Origin of the sequence: Nocardia brasiliensis NBRC 14402 (assembly GCF_000308475.2) — a bacterium.
GTDB classification, from domain to species: Bacteria; Actinomycetota; Actinomycetes; order Mycobacteriales; family Mycobacteriaceae; genus Nocardia; species Nocardia brasiliensis.
In genome coordinates this window covers 12,414-28,958 of the sequence record NZ_BAFT02000096.1, presented here as the reverse complement: position 1 = coordinate 28,958, position 16,545 = coordinate 12,414, and the positions used below count along the sequence as shown (strand labels likewise).

The window sequence follows — 16,545 nt, the reverse complement described above, 5'->3', positions numbered from 1 at the left end:
CGCTGTTCGTCCTCACGCGATCGCCTCCTGGGTACCGACCAGCAGCCGGAACAGGACGGCCATCCGCATGTGCACTCCATTGGTCACCTGCTGCAGAATCGCGGACTTCGGCGAATCCGCCACCGGCGACGCGATTTCCATGCCGCGCAGCATCGGGCCCGGGTGCAGCACCACCGCATGCTCGTCCAGCAGCGCCATCCGGCGCTCGGACAGGCCGTAATTGATCGAGTATTCGCGGGCCGACGGGAAGAACCCGCCGTTCATCCGCTCCGCCTGCACCCGCAGCATGAGCACCGCGTCCGCGCCGGGCAATTCGGCGTCGAGCGAGTGCGCGACCCGGGCGGGCCAGCTGTCCGCGCCCACCGGGAGCAGCGTGCGCGGCGCGACCAGCACCACCTCCGCGCCGAGGGTGTCGAGCAGGAAGACATTCGAGCGCGCCACCCGGCTGTGCAGGATGTCGCCGACGATGACGACCCGCTTGCCCTCGATATCGCCGAGCCGCTGGCGCAGCGTGAGCGCGTCCAGCAACGCCTGCGTCGGATGCTGGTGCGTGCCGTCGCCCGCGTTGATGATCGCCGGACCCGACGTGCGGCCGGACTGCACGGCCCAGGCATCCATCCAGCGCGCGATCTGATGTGCCGCACCGGAAGCCGGATGCCGGACGATCAGCGCGTCCGCACCGGCCGCGTGCAAGGTGAGCGCGGTGTCGCGCAGCGACTCGCCCTTGGACACCGACGAACTGCTGGCGCTGACGTTGATCACGTCGGCGCTCATCCACTTGCCGGCCACCTCGAACGAAACCCGGGTGCGCGTGGAGTTCTCGTAGAACACCGTCATCACGGTGCGACCGCGCAAGGTCGGCAGCTTGTGCACCTCACGGCCGAGCAGCGCCTGCTCGAAACGTTCGGCCTCGTCGAGCAGGGCGGTCGCGCCGGCCCGATCCAGATCAGTGACCGTAAGAAGATGCCTCACGACTCCACCTCGCTGACGCTCGGTTCCGTCGTAAGCCATTCGGCCGCTGTGTCGATGGCTCCCTCGCTGCGCTCGCTCACGACTCCACCTCCTGCCGCAGATAAACCCCGTCCCGCCCGTCGTGTTCGGTGAGCAGGACCGAGATGTCCTCGGCGCGGGAGGTGGGCACGTTCTTGCCGACGTAGTCGGCGCGAATCGGCAGTTCGCGGTGGCCGCGGTCGATGAGCACCGCGAGTTGCACGGCGCGGGGCCGGCCGAGGTCGCGCAGCCCGTCGAGGGCGGAGCGCACGGTGCGGCCGGAGAACAGCACGTCGTCGACGAGCACGACCAGCGCGTCCTCGATCCCGCCCTCGGGCACCGAGGTGCGCTCCAGCGGCCGGTGCGGCCGGGTGCGCAGGTCGTCGCGGTAGAGGGTGATGTCGAGGGAGCCGAGCGCGGGCCGGACGCCGGAGAATTCCTCGATCTTGTCCGTGAGCCGCGCGGCCAGTGAGGTGCCGCGGGTGGGAATGCCGATCAGCACCACGCGCGGTGCGTCGGTGGCGCCCGCGTCCAGCGCGGTCTTCTCGATGATCTGATGCGCGATCCGCGCGATGGTCCGACTGACATCGGAAGCCGACAACAGCTCCCGTCCTGCCCCCACCCATTCCGGGGTGTGTCGCTGCGATGTCTCGGCAGCGCCGGACTCGGCGGCCCGATCTTCGGGCACAGCCATGCCGACCTCCTTCCCCGCCTCACGGGACGGTCCGTTAAAGGATGTCTTACGGCAAGCAGCGTAACAGCGCCCCGACGGGGGCTTTCACCTGGTATAGGCGGTGTGAGCGGTGCCACGGCCCGGTTGTGAGCGGTGCCACGCGGGCGATCCGATATGCCGGTTTTGCCGGGAGATATATGCGTAACCGACAGTAGCGTTAAAAGGGACGATGTGACACGCTACAGAGGAAGCCGCGAACCACGGGAGGGTCAATGGCGACCGATATCTCTGCCGACGAGTCCAGCCGGATCACCACTTTCCAGCGCGCCGGACTGGTGTTCCCGGTGCGGGACACCGGACCGCTCACCGGCGAACCGGTGCTGCTGCTGCACGGCTGGCCGCAGGATTCGCGCAGCTGGACGCCGGTGGCGGAATTGCTGAACAAGGCCGGTTATCGGACCTTCGCGCCGGATCAGCGCGGCGCCAGCCCGACCGCGGCGCCCCGCAGCCGCCGGGCGTACCGGATGGACGAACTGGCCGCCGACGTCGAGGCGATGATCGAGCAGATCGGGCGGCCCACGCACGTGGTCGGCCACGACTGGGGTGCCGTGGCCGCTTGGGCGGCGGGGATCACGATGCAGGATCGCCTGCTCTCGCTGTCGGCGCTGTCCGTACCGCATCCCGGCGCGTTCGCCCGGGCGATGGTGACCAGCAAGCAGGGGCTGGCGTCCTGGTACATGTACCTTTTCCAGCTGCCGCTGCTCCCCGAGCTGCTGCTGCGTTCGGGCTTGTTTCCCCAATTGCTCCGGCGGACAGGGCAATCCGCGGAGGTCGCCGCCCGCGACAGCGCGCGCGTGCGGGACCGGGCAATCGCCCGCGGCGGGCTGAACTGGTACCGCGGCATGCCTTTCGGCTCACCCCGGATGCTGCGCGGGCACGTCACCGCGCCCGTGCTGCAGATCTGGAGCGACGGGGACACCGCAGTCCTCGACACCGGGAACAAACTGTGTGCGCGCTACGCGGACGGCCCTTTCCGGCTCGAAGTCCTGCCCGGCGTCTCACACTGGATCCCCGAGGAGGCGCCGGAACCGACGAGCCGGTTGCTCGTCGAACATTTCGCGACGAGCAGCGCGCGCTGATCCGCTGGGGCGCAACAACATCACCCCGGTGACACTATCCGGCGGTGGCATCGAACAGGCACTGCACCAGCTTGTCCGTCACGTCCCGTTCGCTCGCTTCGGCGACTCCCCCGCCGACCGCGTCGACGCACGTCCACGCACGGTCCGCGTCCTGCTTGAACCGGCTGTTCTCGGTGCCGTCCTCGATCCGCTGGTCGATCTCGTTCTTCACACAGCGCACGAATAAGTCTGTGCCCCAACCGGCATCGCGTATCTGATGGACGCATAAGCGCGCGGCGGGTTTGAAAACCTTGTCCGGCTCGACGGTTCCGGCTTCGGCCACCGCCGCCGCGGCCAGCAGCATCCCGGTCAGCGCCGTGGCGACGGCGAACGGCACGACGGAAAGTTTGCGACCCGCAGCGGACATCCCGGCTCCTTCATCGACGAGCATTTCGGCGCAGCGCCTACGGCCGCACCACAATTCGGGGAGTGATATCGCGTATTCGATGCCGCGCCACTTCCGGATGGGCGCAATCGCCGCTTCGCCACACCGACGTGCGCCCCGTCCGCATCGAGGATGCCCGTGCGTACACCTCTGGTATGCCCCGACATACGCCGCTGAGGCGATGCCCTGGACCTGCGTCGTGCACAACACTGACATCGCGCCGCGGATGGCGCGGCAAAGGTGCGCAGTCGAACGAGGAGCCGAACAGATGGCACAGCAAGAGTGGCACGGGACCGTGGTCGAGAAGTCGCGCGGACTGCTGGACGGGGCGAATCTCTATCGCCGCGTGGTGGTGCGGCTCGATGACGGCAACACCATCAAAGTACGGGTGAATCGGCCATTGTGGGATTCCCTCGAGCCGGGCGATTCGGTATCCAAGCAGGCCGGAGCGGACCCCACGAAGGACTGATCCACAAGCGACGTTCTCGGCTTGTTCGACAGTGAAGGCGAGAAACCGCTAGCACATATGTTCGATAGACGGTACTGTCGGCAACATGTCGACACCGTTGCAGGGATCACTGCTCGACGGGTTCGGTGACACCGAATTCGGGTCGCTGCGGCATGCGCGCCGCACGACTTTGGACCACGGCGCCTGGGTGGACGTGCTGCCCGGCTGGCTGTCCGGCGCCGACGCACTGTTCGAGCGACTGGTCGACGACGTGCCGTGGAAGGCCGAGCGCCGGCCGATGTACGACCGCGTCGTCGACGTCCCGCGGCTGCTCAAGTTCTACGAGGAACACGAACCGCTCCCCGATCCGGCCCTGGCCGACGCGCGCCAGGCCCTCACCGAGCACTATCACCGGGAACTCGGCGAACCGTTCCGCACGGCCGGGCTCTGCTACTACCGCGACGGCCAGGACAGCGTCGCCTGGCACGGCGATACTTTCGGCCGCGGCGCCACCCACGACACCATGGTCGCGATCGTCTCCGTCGGCGCGCCTCGCGCGCTGCTGCTGCGCCCCCGGGGCGGCGGCGAAAGTCTGCGCTATCAGGTGGGTCACGGCGATCTGCTCGTGATGGGCGGCTCCTGTCAGCGCACCTGGGAACACGCGGTCCCCAAGACCCGGCGCTCCGCCGGCCCGCGGATCAGCATCCAGTTCCGTCCCCGCGGCGTGCGCTGACGTGTGAGCCGGACGACAGGCGGTTGACCTGAACCTATATTCAGGTTGGAAGCTGATTCCCATGAACGCGAAGACTTTTGAGCCGCCGGTCCTCGGGGACTCGAGCATCGACCACAGCGCCGACATCGCCGCCATCGAGCAGATCGTCACCAACGTGGAGACCGCCTACAACACCAACGACGCCGAGTTGATGACCGCCGACTTCGCGGCGAATGCCATGGTGGTGAACGCGATGGGCGCGTTGCTGACCGGTCGTGCCGACCTGCTGGCCGCGAATCGGGCGGGCCTGGCCGGATTCCTGCAGGACCAGTACGTCCGCTACGAGGTCACCGACATCACGTTCCTGCGCCCGGATGTCGCCTTCGCGCACAAGGTCGCCCGCGCGACGACCGCCACCGGCGAACTCATCGACACCGACCCCGCGATGATCGCGCTCTACGTGCTGGTCAAGGAGAACGGTCGCTGGTGGACCGCCGCCCGCCAGAACACCCTCATCCCGCAACCCGATTAGCCGAGGCGGCCGGGCGCGCTGCTCGCCACGCCCGGATCGCGACGGCCACGGTCCTCAGATCGTCGCTTCGGATGGTGGTTCGGCGAGCTGTGGTAGCCGGCTGCGGCGGTACGCGGCAGCGTGCGACCAGAGGGCGCGTTCGGTTTCCTCGGCAATCGGTCCGCGGTGCGTGGGCCCAGCAGGTCGATGCGGGCGCGTCGGGCCGCGGTGACCTGATTGCGGTACTGCCGGAAGATCTGGACCTCGCCGTTGCGGTCGACGTCGGCGAGGTAGTGGTAATCCATGCCGTAGTAGGCGTAAGTGCCCAGGGTGGCGAGATGCTCGGCCATGTCCCCCCACAGCAGCCGGGCGAGCACCCGCGCACCCCGCCGATCCGAGAGCACATGCCAGGTGTCGTGAAAACGGTTGGTGGCGAAGCGGAAATCGCTGCGTGATATTCAGGACACCACGACCCGACGAGCGCGGCAACGGATTTTCGGGCGGGCGCGCAGTACGCGACCCCGTTAGATTGACAGCATGAGCAATCCTGGGGCGGGAGTTTTGGCCGTGATGCCGCTGCACACGATCAGCGAGGTCTACGGCGAATCCGGACTGCGCGAACGATTCTTGTTGGAAATCGCCGATCTACCGGATACCGAGCGGCTCACCGCGGCGCTGGACTTGGCCGCCGAATTACACCGCGACGACCGCTACGGCCGCGAGCCGTATCTGAATCATCTACTGCGCGTGTCTATTCGGATCATCAGCCACTACAAGGTGCGCGACAGCGAGCTGGCGATCGCGGGCCTGCTGCACGATGCGGTCGAGGACCATCCGGCCGAACTCGCCGGTGACCGGCCGGGCCCGCCGGCCGCCGCGGCGCTCGCCGTCCTGGCCGAGCGCTTCGGCGACCGGGTCGCCGACATCGTCGCCGCCGTCACCAATCCCGCCCCGGACCCGTCGATCGACCGGCACGTGCAATACCGCGAGCACGTGGCGGCGAATCTGGCGGACGCACCGTGGGCGCGCATCGTCAAACTCTCCGATTTCACCGACAACGGTGTCGGCATCCTCTACGCGACGGGTTCGGCGATGCACAAGCTCGCAGTCAAATACCGCCCGCTCACCGCGGTGTATCGCGATCTCGTCAGCCGCGCCGACACCCCGCTGTCCGACGACGTGAAGCAGTACATCCTCGATCAGCTCGACAGCGCCGACGAACGCTTCGACGCGATCCTCGCACGGGACTGACCGGTCGAATCCTCCGTTCGGCGGAGGCGGCGCCCGGTCCGTCGATGGCAGGGTTGCCGGTCATGGGGACTCGGCGCATCGACAAGGTACTGCTGGCGGTGGGTGTGGCGGCGTTTCTCGCGGCGCTGCTGACGCTCATCGCGACCGGCCATACCGCGCTGCGCTATTCCGCCGACAGCGACGACACGGTGCCGTTGTGGACCGTCTGGTTGACGGTCGGCGCCGCGCTCGCCGCGGCTCGGCTGGTTCCGCCGACGCAGCGGAGCGAGGGTCCGGCCGTGGATTCGCGCGTTCTCGCCCGCCAAGGCTGGTGGCTGTATGCGCTCGGCGCACTCTTCGCGATCGGCTTTTACCTCTCGGGCGGTAGCGACCTGTGGTTCCTCGGGCTGAAATGCACACTGCTGCTTGCGATTCCCCTGCTGCTGCGGCTCGTGTCCTGGCGCGAGTGGTACCGCGTCGACACCCGGGGCCGCTGGCTGCGGCCCGCCCCTGCCGTGCTGACCTTCCTCGTGCTGGTCACCGTGTTCCATCCGAGCTTCACCGGCACGCCGCCGCCGATCGCGCTCGTCGTTTTCCTCTTCTTGCTGAACGCGGTGCTGGAGGAGATCTTCTACCGGATCTGGTTGCAGACCCGATTGGAAGCCCGGTACGGCCGCTGGCCGGCCATCCTGTTGACGTCACTGCTGTGGGCCGGTTGGCATGTGGCGATCCAGGGCGGCAACGGTTTCGGCGTCGACCTCGCCATCGTGGTCGCGCGACTCGGCGCCGAGGGGTTGTTCTTCGGCTACCTGTGGTCGCGCTATCGGAATCCGTGGTTGCTGTTCGTGGTGCACGGCGTGACCAATGCGTCGGTGGGCATGCTCGTCGCGATGTGCTGAGGCACAGCATGTTTCGGGAATCAGGCGGGGCGTAGCACCGATTCGACGAGTTCGCGCACCGCGTCCAGCAACCGCTCGGTCTCGCCCGCCCGGATCATCGCCTGCACCAGTTCGCCGCCGATCCCCGCCAGCAGTAGCCGCCCGACCGTTTCGGCGTCGATATCGGGCCGGGCCTCGCGCAGCAGGGCGGTGATGTGGTTGTCCCAGAACGCATGGAACTCACCGGTGCGCGGATGCGGCGGCACCGTGCGGTAGGCCACCATGAGCTCCGAGTTCGCGATCACCAGCCGGGTCATCGCGTCGAAGTACGCGAGCAGCCGGTCTGCGGCCGGCGCGCCCGGTCCGAGCGGTGGCGGGCCGGTGGCGATGGCGTCCATCAGGGTGAGCGCGCTTTCGGCGACCATCTCGTGCAGCAGGCCGGCGCGGTTGCCGAAGCGATGGAAGATGGTGCCCTTACCCACCCCGGCCGCGGCGGCGACCCGGTCCATGGTGATCGCCTCGGCACCGTGCTCGGCGAGCAACGCGCTGGTCGCGTCGAGAATCGCCCGCCGATTGCGTGCCGCGTCGGCCCGTTCCTTCGGACGCCCGTCGGTCATCGCACCCACTTTCGTTGACAACTTGACCGTCGGTCCATATCGTTGCCGACATAACTGGACCGATAGTCAACTTATGGAGTTCATGATGCAGGCAATCGTAATGACGGCGACCGGCGGACCCGAGGTCCTGGTCGCCGCGCAGGTGCCGGTGCCGACCGCGGGCGCAGGCGAGGTCGTCGTCCGAGCCGAGGCGATCCCGGTCCTGTTCCCCGAGACGAAACTGCGTTCCGGCGCGTTCCCACTCGCCGTCGAGCCGCCGCTGGTCTTCGGTTTCCAAGCGGCCGGTGCGGTGACCGAGGTGGGCGACGGCGTCGACCCGGCACTGCTCGGCCGCCGAGTCGCCGTGAACACCAGGGGATTCGGCTCCTACGCCGAATTCGTCGGCGCGCCTGCGAGTTCGGCCGTAGCGATCCCGGACGGGCTGTCGTCGGTGGACGCGGCGGCGGTGCTCATGAGCGGTTCGGTGGCCATCCCCCTGCTGGAAACGGCCCGGCTCACGGGCACCGAAACGGTGCTGATCGAAGCCGCCGCAACAGGAATCGGCAGCTACCTCACCCAGCTCGCCAAGGAGTACGGCGCGGCCCGCATCGTCGCCACCGCGGGCGGGGCGGCCAAAGCCGAGCGGGCACGAGCGCTCGGCGCCGACGAGGTGATCGACCACAACGATCCCGCCTGGCCGGACCGGTTACGCGAAACGCTGGACGGCACAACCCTCGACGTCGTCTTCGACTCCATCGGCGGCGAAACCGCCCGCGACGTACTCGCGCTGACGACACCGCTGCACGGCCGAATGCTCAGCTACGGCTGGCTCTCCGGCGCTCCCGCCCAATTCGGCGCCACCGACCTGATCACCACCGGCCGTACGCTCATCGGCTGCGCGGGTCCCGACTGGCTCGCCCGAGTAGCCGACTCCCGCAACGCGATCCTCACGCGCGCGGCAGCAGGCGGCATCGACCCCGCGGTCGACTCGATCCTCCCACTGGGCCAGGCAAGCAAAGCGCACCAGCTGCTGGAAGACCGCACTCCGCTGGGCCGAATCATTCTGTGTCCCTGAGCGATCGCACCCGGTCGCCGCGCGACCCGGCCCCGGCCAGAGCGGATAGGCTGAGGTCGTGCAGATTGGGGTAGCGGCGCACGTCGGTGCGGCCAATGCGCTGACCGTCCGATAGTGCCGGACTCCCCGACGATCCGTTTCGAATACGTAGCCCCCCGAATGACGAAGGTGTGCAGCCCTGTTCAGGGTCGGCGGGCGAAGGCGGGGGCGTGTTCGGGGCGGATACCGCGGGCGACCAGGTACGGCGGGATGCTGCGCACGATGGGGATGCGACGGAAGATGCGCACGGGCAGCGGGGCGGTGGGGGTGTTGGCGATATCGACGCTGCCGGACAGAGCGGGGCGGATGGCGCGGGCATGCAGGAAGCGTTGGATGCCCTGGGTCACCGCGGTCGGCAGGGTGCGGCGGCGCTGCACCCTGGCCAGCTCACGCGCGCCCACGGTACCCGAAAGCAACGGCGCGGCAAGGGTTCTCGCGGCGGCGACCGCGTCCTGGACCGCGAGGTTGATGCCGACGCCCGCGACCGGGGACATGGCGTGCGCCGCATCGCCGATGCACAGCAGTCCCTCGGTGTACCAGGTGGTGAGCCGATCCAGTTTCACGTCGAGCAGCTTCACCTCGTCCCAGCCGGTGAGCACGTCCACGCGATCGCGCAACCACGGCACCGCATCCGCCATCTGCCGCATGATCTCCTCGACCGGCCCGCCCCGCGCGGCGGCGTCGGTGCCCTTGGCGATGAGGGTGGCGCACTGCCAGTAGTCGCCGCGATCCAGCAGCACGGCGGCTCGGCGCGCGGTGACGATCGGGATGGCACCCGCGGGGTCGGTGTCGTTGCGCGGCAACCGGAACCACCACACATCCATCGGTGTGGGCCAGCTGCGGGAGGGCAGATCGGCGGCGGCGCGCAGCACCGAGGAGCGCCCGTCACAGGCGACGGTGAGGTCGGCGCGGATCTCCCCGGTGGCGCCGTCGGTGGTCCGATAACCCACACCGACGACCTTGCCGTCCGACCACACCGGTGCGGTCGCTTCGGTATTCATCCGCAGCGTGAAGGTCGGCTCCTGGGCCGCGGCGCGGGCCAGCAGGTCGAGCAGATCCCACTGCGGCACCATGGCGATGTATTTGTGTCTGCCGGGCAGGTTTTTCAACGAGGCGAGCGTCTGCAAACCGCTCGCGGTCGGCAACGCGACCTGTTCGAGCTTGCGCGCGGGCAGTTTCGCGAATTCGTCGCCGAGGCCCAGCTCGTCCAGCAGGTCGAGGGTGGTGGGATGCACGGTGTCGCCGCGGAAGTCGCGCAGGAAGTCTTTGTGTTTCTCCAGCACGGTCACTTCGACACCGGCCCGGGCCAGCAGCAATCCCAGCACCATTCCAGCGGGTCCACCACCGACTACCAAACAGGTCGTGCGTTCCATCGACTGCCTCCCCCTCGGTCGCCCGCGCGGACACCCCCATGCTAGTCCGTGCACGAACCGGACTGCCGCGGAACGGATCCGGGTGTCGCCCAGCCGAATTACCGGTACAGGACGAAGAAGTACGGGTCGGCCAGCCCGCGCATGTCCATCACGCCGAGCAGCGTGCGCTCGTCGACCCGCCGGAAGTGATCGATGATCGGCAGGTGGTCGTAGATCATGGCGGCACTGGTCACACCGCGATACTCGATATCGCGCAGCCGCGCAGTGGGCTTGCTCGTGCGCAACGCCGGTCGTAGCAGCGGGAGCGCGCGCTGACCGGCCTGCACCACGCCGACCGGTACTCGTCCGGCCAGTCCCAGCGGCACCCGGCGCGGGTCGACGGGAAAGACGGTGCCGTCGGCGGTGGCGAACAGCAGCGGATGCACGGTGTCCGCGTCGTCGAACTGCTTGCCGTACCAGCCCGACGCGACGAGCACGCCGGCGAACGGATGTCCGGTGTCGACCTCGTCGCCTTGCCAGCGCCCGACGGTGACCTCCGCGACGGGTGCGGCGGGCAGCCGGTCGAACAGCTCCCACGCCTGTGCAGAGGTAGCGCGCCGGGCCCGCAGCGCGGCCAGGTCGACCGCCGGTCCATTCTTCGCAGCCATCCGTTTCCCCTCAGCGCGGCAACATTGCAAGAATTACTGTATCTCTCTCTCACAAAGGCTCGCCCGCCGGGCCGCGCTCAGAACGGCGCGTCCGACGGCAACCGCCCGACTTCCGGCAGGTATGGGTCCAACTCCCCTGATTCGAATCGCGACATCCCGATCACATGCCAGAACTGTCCCGCCGTATTGCCTTCGGACTTGTACCGGCCGTCGGGCGCGAGCGCGGCCCACCCCTCCGGCAGCCCCAGCAGTTCCGCCCGGACCGCGGGCGCGGCGTCGCCGGCCGGCACCGTCCACAGCATCGCGTTGCCGTCGTCGCCGCCGCTGGCCAGCAGCTGCCCGGACGGATGGAATGCCAGCGCCCAGATCCGGCGCTTGTGCCCCTCCATCGTGTGCAGGTGCCGCCCGGTCGCCATGTCCCACAACCGGATCACGAGATCGTCACCCGCCGTCGCCAGCAAGCCGGTGTGCGAGTCGACTGCCGCCGACCAGAGCCGTCCCGTGTGCCGGGTCAGCTCGTGCAGGCTCACCCCGGCGTCGACATCCCAGATCCGCGCCGTTGTATCCCAGGAAACGCTCGCGAGCCGATCTCCGTGGAAGGCAACGGCATACACCCGATCACCGTGGCCGTGCAGCTCGCGCACCAGTCTGCCGGAGTCGACATCCCACAGCCGCACCACGGAGTCGTCACAGCCGGTGGCCATCAGCGAACCGTCGGCGTTGAAGGCGATCGACCGCACCCGCCCGCGATGTTCACCGCACACCATGTGCAACGCGCCGGTGGTCCGCGTCCAGATGATCACCGTGTCATCGTCGTTCGCGGTGGCCACGTATTGATCGGTGGGATCGAACGCGATCGCCCACACCGGCGCGGCCTCGATATTGATGTGCCGCTGGAAATCTCCGGTGTCCAGATTCAGCAGGCTCAGCCTGCCGTCGTTGCCGACCACACCGAGCTGCTGCGGTTGCTTCCCGCTGAACAGCGCGGTCTCGAAGGTGAGCAGCCGGTCCTCGCTGCCGACCAGCCGCCGGATGAGCCTGCCGGTCACCGGATCCCACAGCCGGACCACGCCGTCGTTACCGCCCGCCGCCAGGATCGTGCCGTCCGCGTTGAAGGTGACCGACTTGACCTGTCTGCCGTGGCCGGTGAGCACATGCCGGCACACACCGGTCGCGGGATCCCAGAGCCGGGTGGTGAATTGGTCGTCGGTGACGGCGAGCTGCGCACCGTCCGGCCGGAACGCGAACGGCCAGATGGAACCGGCGTGCGCGGTGATCCGATGCCGCAGCTCGCCGGTCACGCTGTCGCGCAGGCAGAGCAGGCCCGCGCTGTCACCGGACGCGAGCACCTCGCCCGCCGGATCGAAGGCGAGCCAGTAGATGGCCGCCTTGTGCTCGGTGGGCACGTATTTCGCCACACCCGCGTCCACGTCCCAGACGCGTAGTCCACCATTGGTATCGCCGCTGGCCAGCAGCGGCAGGCGCGGATGGAAAGCCAGCGTGTAGACGCGGCCGTCGTGACCGGGCAAGGCGCGAATCACCGTGCACCGCACCGGATCCCACAGTGCCACGGTGCCGTTCGCGCCGCCGACCGCGAGCACGTCACCGGCGGGGTTGAACGCGATCCGGAAGACCGAGCCCGACTCACCGACGAATTCGCCACGCTGCGTGCCGGTCTCGACGTCCCAGAGCCGGACCACCCCGTCGCGATACGCGGCGGCGAGCACGCCGTCGTGAAAAGCCAAGCTGTAGATCAGCTCCCGGCGGCCCTCGGGCGCGCACTCGTGCAGCAGGTCGCCGCTGGGCAGCGACCAGAGCCGCAGCATGCCCTGCGCGTCGCCGGTGGCGAGCAGGTTGCCCGCGCGGTTCAGTTCGACCGGCCACGGCCATTCGCTGTGCCCGTGCAGGATCCGGCGCGACTCGCCGGTGACCGCGTCCCAGATGCCGACCGCGCCGTCGGCCGCGCCGCTGATCAGCACCGTGTCGGTGAATGCCACCGCGAACGAACGATTCCGATGGCCCTGCAGCGTGCGCAGCGGCAGGCCGGTCTCGGTGTCGCAGATCAACACGCCGCCGTCGTCGCTGCCGATGGCCAGCGTGCCGCCATCGGGGCTGTAGGCCAAGGGTTTCGGCAGTCTGCCGTGCCGGGCGTGGAAGCCGTGCCGCACGCCGATCGAGGCGGGGGCGAACTCGGTCCGCGCGACCGACCCGGGCACCCAGGCCGCACCGTGCAGATCGGTTCCCGCGGGCGTACCGATCACGTCCAGCAGCGCGGCGCGATTCCAGCGGCTGTCCGGCGCGCGGGTTCCGGTCAGATCGGTGCGGGCCAATCGCGCCCTGGTGAAGTCGGCGCCGGTCAGGTCCGCGCCGACCAGGCTGGCCTCGTCCAACCGCGCGCCGACCAGGCGGGCGCCGCGGAGCACGGCCCGGTCCAGATTCACCCCGACCAACCGGGCCCCGGTCAGGTCCGCGTCGGTCAGATCGACCTGCTGCATATCGCGATACGACAGATCCTCACCGGCCAGCACCGCGCCGCGCAGATCCGCCGACGGCGCGGTGCGCAACCGGGTGGTGAGCCGGACCGCGTTGGTCTTGGCCACCTCGTCGGCGGCCGGGTCGTCGAGCACAGCGCCGGCCCAGGCGCGCGCCGCGCGCACGTCGGCCAGGTCGCAGAGGAAGTCGATGGACAGCTGCGAGAGCGGCACCTGCGAAAGCTGGGGCGGCGCGGTCACACCCGCGGCGAACTGCTCGGCGATATGGTTCGCGACCAGCCATTCGGTGACCGAGGAGTGGATGAACCCGAACAGGTTGTCCTCCGTGCGCACCAGCAGGCTGCCGGACCCGATGGCATGCGCGGACTGCTGCACCGACATCCGGTTCGAGCCGGTCATCTCCACCAAACTCTGTGCGACCTCGGTCAATTCGGACAGGCGCAGGTACGGCTCGCCGGTCTCCCAGATGCGCAGCGCGAATGCCGTGACGGCCAGCCACAATTCGTGCAGCCGCAATCCGGGTAGGGAACCCGCGGCGCTCGCCGTGCGATCGGTCTCGTAGGCCAGCCAGGATTCGAGGATCTCCCGATACAGCCCGGCCGCGCCCACGGTCTGCTGGGCCCCCGCGGCCGCCCGCAGGCGTCGCTCGTCCAGATCGGCGATGAAGCTGAGCATGCGCGGGTTCTGCGCCAAACCGAGCAGATCCTGGATGCCGGTGATCAACCGCATCCTGGCGTCGGCCCGGGTGACGTCCCCGCCGTAACGGTTGGTGAGAAAAGCGTGCACCTGTGCGGGCGCGAAATCCTCGACGGACAGGATGTGACGATCCTGCAGCAACCCGACCCGCTCCCCCAGCGCGGTCAGCACTTGGGCACGCGAGGCGAAGTGCTGAGTACGGCTCGCCACAATGATTTTCGCCTTGCCGACCGCGGCTTGCAGCAGCGTTTCCAGATGGTCGGTGGCGAACTCGTAGCTGATCCGGGTGACGAGTTCGTCGAAGCCGTCGAACAGCAGCACCACCCGGCCCTCACGCAGCATGTAGCGCAAGGCTTTCAGGTCGATCCGCTCTTCGCCGTGGTTGGCCAGATGGGCGGCGACCAGTCCGTCCACCGAATGCGTCTTGTCCAGATGCCGCAGTTCGATCAGGATCGGGATCAGCGCGGGCATGGTCTCGGTGATCCGGCGCGCCACCTCGTGCAGTGCGAAGGTCTTGCCGCGTCCGAAATCGCCGAGCACCAGCACGAATCGGCCGTGATCGGCGGCGACCAGGCGGAGCAGCTCGCCCACCAGGTCGTCCTGGATCACCTGATCGCCGTGCTCGAGCATCCGGAACCGTTGCGGCACATAGAGCTCCGGTGGATATCGGCGGTCCGTGCGCAGCCGCTCCACCTGCTTGGCCAGGTAGTCGTCCAAGTCGAGCAGACCTTGGAATTCGGTGAAACTGCGCACCCGCAGGCCGTGACTGGCTGCCTCGTCGCGCAGGGAACGTGGCGGTGGCGCACCGCGATACACCAGTTCGGAGCCGTATTCCGGGTCGTGGCCGAGGAAGTCCTCGATCACCTGCCTGGTCATATCGCCGACGTGCGCGCCGATCCGCCACTGGGCGGTCACCTCGTCGCGCTGATGGGTGATGATCAGATGCGGCGGCTCGGATTCGACACGGCGGATCTTCGCATCCGGATAGCGGGTTTCGCACACCTCGGCCAGGCGTTCGAGCAAACGGCCGTGCGGGTCGACCACGGCGGGCGCTTCCGGCGCGGTGTCCACCGGCTCGTCGGGACCGGTCAGTTCGGGCAGAGCGTGTGGGGAAAGCGCCGCGACGGCATTCGTCCAGGGCAGTTCCAGACGAGCGGTCGGCGCGCCCGGATCCCCCGAGGTCGCGCTGTAGCGGGCCAGTCCCTCGGCGGTCAGGTGGATGATCTCGTCCCGGCCCGGGGCGGCGGCGGGGATCACCGGCAGCCTGCCGTCCAGCCGATCCAGATGCGGCCCACCGGGTCCCGGGCCGTGCAGCAGCAGGTTCAGCCGCCCACCGAGCAGCCGCGACAGCGTGTCGACGTCGCGCAACAGCGCCGGATCGCGCGGCGACGCCGCCGTGCCCGGCAACGGATCGTGCCGGACCACCCCGAGCCGCAGCCAGCCGTTCTCCTCGAACGGCCGCAGCCGCTCGGCGAACCACGCGGCCTGCGGTTCGCCGATCCGGCCATAATCGTCGTCGGGCAGATGGGTCGCGGCCATGGTGGAGTTCAAACCCGCGACCACCACCCGCAATTCGGGGATCGGGAACAGCGTCCACGGCTGCCCGACGTCGAAGACCAGATGATCCAGGCCCTGGTACAGCTCGCTGAACAGGCGCGCGTACTGCTCCAGCTTCGGGAAGTACGGCGGCTGCGGTTTCCGGTCGCGCGCTTCACAATTCAGGAAGTAGGCATGACACGCGATCTTGGACACGTCGTGGTTGCCCGGCACCACGACCAACCGGTCCGGCTCGAGGCCGAGCAGCACGCGCAAGCCGGTCAGGAAGGTCAGCGCCTCGTCGACCTCACGCGGCTTACCGGATTCGGTGAGATCGCCGGTCACCACGATCAGATCCGGTTTCGGCACACCGCGATCGATCGACTGGGTGACATTCGACCAGATCCGGGCCTGCAGTTCGCGCGCCGTGCTCGGCTCGTCCGGCGCGAGCAGGCCCCGGCCGAAACGCGGGCCCGCGACATGCAGCACGCTGACTCCGGTGCGCGGTTCGGCGTGCGGCGTGCCGCCCGGAAAAGCCGGAGCCGCAACGGGTGTGCGCCGGCTCGTCGGCGACGCGACCGGACCCGACTCCTCCTCGTCGGCGTAGCGGTCCGGTTGCGTCGCCCCGAGTTCGTTCGGGAAGCCCGGTGCGGTCGCCGGTTTCGCCCGGCCCGCGAGCAGATGCCGCACCCGCTCCAGCAGAATGCGGCGCGCCTCGTCCGCGGCCGAGACGGGCACCAGGTCGATGTAGGTGAGGGTGGCCAGCAGCCCCTCCAACTGGCAGTCGGCGATCCGGACCGGCATCAGCTTGCCCGGATCGGTGCGGAACGCGGCCTGCCATTCCATTGTCCCGTAACGGGATTGGAGATAGTTGTCGGAGAGCACGAGCAGCACGATCGCCGAATCGCGCACGCCGCGGTCCATGAAGTCGATGAAGTTGGTGCCGGGCACGAAATCCCAGGCCTGGATCAGGGTGCGAAAACCGGCACTCTCCAGCTGCCACGCCAGCCAGGTGGCCCACCGCTCGTCCGCCGGGGAATAGCTGATGAATACGTCCCGCGCTCGCCCACCCTGCTGTGTCACGCA

15 protein-coding genes are annotated in these 16,545 nt (G+C 68.7%); 7 read left to right on the top strand and 8 right to left on the bottom strand.

Going from position 1 to position 16,545, the window contains the following annotated elements; genetic code table 11:
- Window positions 1–12 precede the first annotated feature (12 nt).
- Both TY25_RS32420 and pyrR read right to left on the bottom strand, forming a co-directional pair.
- A complete protein-coding gene (locus TY25_RS32420) occupies window positions 13–972 on the bottom strand; it encodes an aspartate carbamoyltransferase catalytic subunit (RefSeq protein ID WP_042262671.1) in 960 nt (319 codons plus the stop codon).
- A gap of 76 nt (window positions 973–1,048) precedes the next feature.
- Window positions 1,049–1,684 (bottom strand): bifunctional pyr operon transcriptional regulator/uracil phosphoribosyltransferase PyrR, encoded by a 636-nt coding sequence (pyrR, locus tag TY25_RS32415; RefSeq protein ID WP_014986457.1) that lies wholly within the window; start codon window positions 1,682–1,684, stop codon window positions 1,049–1,051.
- A gap of 251 nt (window positions 1,685–1,935) precedes the next feature.
- Between pyrR and TY25_RS32410 the strand changes: the two genes are divergently transcribed.
- On the top strand, window positions 1,936–2,802 hold the full coding sequence (locus TY25_RS32410) for an alpha/beta fold hydrolase (RefSeq protein ID WP_042262648.1): 867 nt from the start codon (window positions 1,936–1,938) through the stop codon (window positions 2,800–2,802).
- Window positions 2,803–2,836: 34 nt separating this feature from the next.
- On the opposite strand, the gene TY25_RS32405 is transcribed toward TY25_RS32410, so the two are convergent.
- Complete coding sequence (locus TY25_RS32405) at window positions 2,837–3,208, bottom strand: hypothetical protein (RefSeq protein WP_042262646.1); 372 nt, start codon at window positions 3,206–3,208, stop codon at window positions 2,837–2,839.
- A 286-nt stretch (window positions 3,209–3,494) separates the two neighbouring features.
- On the opposite strand from TY25_RS32405, the gene TY25_RS32400 reads away from it, so the two are divergent.
- The 3 genes from TY25_RS32400 (at window position 3,495) to TY25_RS32390 (ending at window position 4,918) form a co-directional block, all read left to right on the top strand.
- Complete coding sequence (locus TY25_RS32400) at window positions 3,495–3,695, top strand: DUF7489 domain-containing protein (RefSeq protein WP_042262645.1); 201 nt, start codon at window positions 3,495–3,497, stop codon at window positions 3,693–3,695.
- A gap of 85 nt (window positions 3,696–3,780) precedes the next feature.
- Complete coding sequence (locus tag TY25_RS32395; protein WP_042262643.1) at window positions 3,781–4,407, top strand: alpha-ketoglutarate-dependent dioxygenase AlkB; 627 nt, start codon at window positions 3,781–3,783, stop codon at window positions 4,405–4,407.
- Window positions 4,408–4,468: 61 nt separating this feature from the next.
- A complete protein-coding gene (locus TY25_RS32390; protein WP_042262641.1) occupies window positions 4,469–4,918 on the top strand; it encodes an SgcJ/EcaC family oxidoreductase in 450 nt (149 codons plus the stop codon).
- Here the strand turns inward: TY25_RS32390 and TY25_RS32385 are convergent.
- Window positions 4,915–5,301, bottom strand: coding sequence for a hypothetical protein (locus TY25_RS32385; protein ID WP_042262639.1), 387 nt, complete (start codon window positions 5,299–5,301; stop codon window positions 4,915–4,917). The two genes, TY25_RS32390 and TY25_RS32385, sit on opposite strands and share 4 nt — an antisense overlap.
- 133 nt (window positions 5,302–5,434) lie before the next feature.
- Between TY25_RS32385 and TY25_RS32380 the strand changes: the two genes are divergently transcribed.
- Together TY25_RS32380 and TY25_RS32375 are read left to right on the top strand one after the other, a co-directional pair.
- Entirely contained in the window at window positions 5,435–6,148 is a 714-nt protein-coding gene (locus tag TY25_RS32380; protein ID WP_042262637.1) for an HD domain-containing protein, read from the top strand.
- A 62-nt stretch (window positions 6,149–6,210) separates the two neighbouring features.
- Window positions 6,211–7,026, top strand: coding sequence for a CPBP family intramembrane glutamic endopeptidase (locus TY25_RS32375; RefSeq protein ID WP_052383343.1), 816 nt, complete (start codon window positions 6,211–6,213; stop codon window positions 7,024–7,026).
- 20 nt (window positions 7,027–7,046) lie between these two features.
- On the opposite strand, the gene TY25_RS32370 is transcribed toward TY25_RS32375, so the two are convergent.
- Entirely contained in the window at window positions 7,047–7,622 is a 576-nt protein-coding gene (locus TY25_RS32370; RefSeq protein WP_042262632.1) for a TetR/AcrR family transcriptional regulator, read from the bottom strand.
- An 85-nt stretch (window positions 7,623–7,707) separates the two neighbouring features.
- Here TY25_RS32370 and TY25_RS32365 point away from each other — a divergent pair, with 85 nt between their 5' ends.
- Complete coding sequence (locus tag TY25_RS32365; RefSeq protein ID WP_042262668.1) at window positions 7,708–8,676, top strand: quinone oxidoreductase family protein; 969 nt, start codon at window positions 7,708–7,710, stop codon at window positions 8,674–8,676.
- A 182-nt stretch (window positions 8,677–8,858) separates the two neighbouring features.
- Here the strand turns inward: TY25_RS32365 and TY25_RS32360 are convergent, their stop codons facing one another.
- From TY25_RS32360 to TY25_RS32350, 3 genes are all read right to left on the bottom strand, one after another.
- A complete protein-coding gene (locus tag TY25_RS32360; RefSeq protein WP_042262630.1) occupies window positions 8,859–10,088 on the bottom strand; it encodes an FAD-dependent oxidoreductase in 1,230 nt (409 codons plus the stop codon).
- A gap of 98 nt (window positions 10,089–10,186) precedes the next feature.
- Entirely contained in the window at window positions 10,187–10,735 is a 549-nt protein-coding gene (locus tag TY25_RS32355) for a DUF4334 domain-containing protein (RefSeq protein WP_042262628.1), read from the bottom strand.
- Between the two features lie 77 nt (window positions 10,736–10,812).
- Window positions 10,813–16,542, bottom strand: a complete 5,730-nt coding sequence (locus TY25_RS32350) for a WD40 domain-containing protein (protein ID WP_042262626.1) — start codon at window positions 16,540–16,542, stop codon at window positions 10,813–10,815.
- Window positions 16,543–16,545: the final 3 nt, after the last annotated feature.

Coding starts and splice junctions, on each gene's coding strand:
- TY25_RS32360 (WP_042262630.1), bottom strand. CDS start 10,088: ATGGAACGCACGACCTGTTTGGTAGTCGGTGGTGGACCCGCTGGAATG.
- TY25_RS32410 (WP_042262648.1), top strand. CDS start 1,936: ATGGCGACCGATATCTCTGCCGACGAGTCCAGCCGGATCACCACTTTC.
- TY25_RS32400 (WP_042262645.1), top strand. CDS start 3,495: ATGGCACAGCAAGAGTGGCACGGGACCGTGGTCGAGAAGTCGCGCGGA.
- TY25_RS32390 (WP_042262641.1), top strand. CDS start 4,469: ATGAACGCGAAGACTTTTGAGCCGCCGGTCCTCGGGGACTCGAGCATC.
- TY25_RS32375 (WP_052383343.1), top strand. CDS start 6,211: ATGGGGACTCGGCGCATCGACAAGGTACTGCTGGCGGTGGGTGTGGCG.
- TY25_RS32370 (WP_042262632.1), bottom strand. CDS start 7,622: ATGACCGACGGGCGTCCGAAGGAACGGGCCGACGCGGCACGCAATCGG.
- TY25_RS32365 (WP_042262668.1), top strand. CDS start 7,708: ATGCAGGCAATCGTAATGACGGCGACCGGCGGACCCGAGGTCCTGGTC.
- TY25_RS32380 (WP_042262637.1), top strand. CDS start 5,435: ATGAGCAATCCTGGGGCGGGAGTTTTGGCCGTGATGCCGCTGCACACG.
- TY25_RS32405 (WP_042262646.1), bottom strand. CDS start 3,208: ATGTCCGCTGCGGGTCGCAAACTTTCCGTCGTGCCGTTCGCCGTCGCC.
- TY25_RS32395 (WP_042262643.1), top strand. CDS start 3,781: ATGTCGACACCGTTGCAGGGATCACTGCTCGACGGGTTCGGTGACACC.
- TY25_RS32355 (WP_042262628.1), bottom strand. CDS start 10,735: ATGGCTGCGAAGAATGGACCGGCGGTCGACCTGGCCGCGCTGCGGGCC.
- pyrR (WP_014986457.1), bottom strand. CDS start 1,684: ATGGCTGTGCCCGAAGATCGGGCCGCCGAGTCCGGCGCTGCCGAGACA.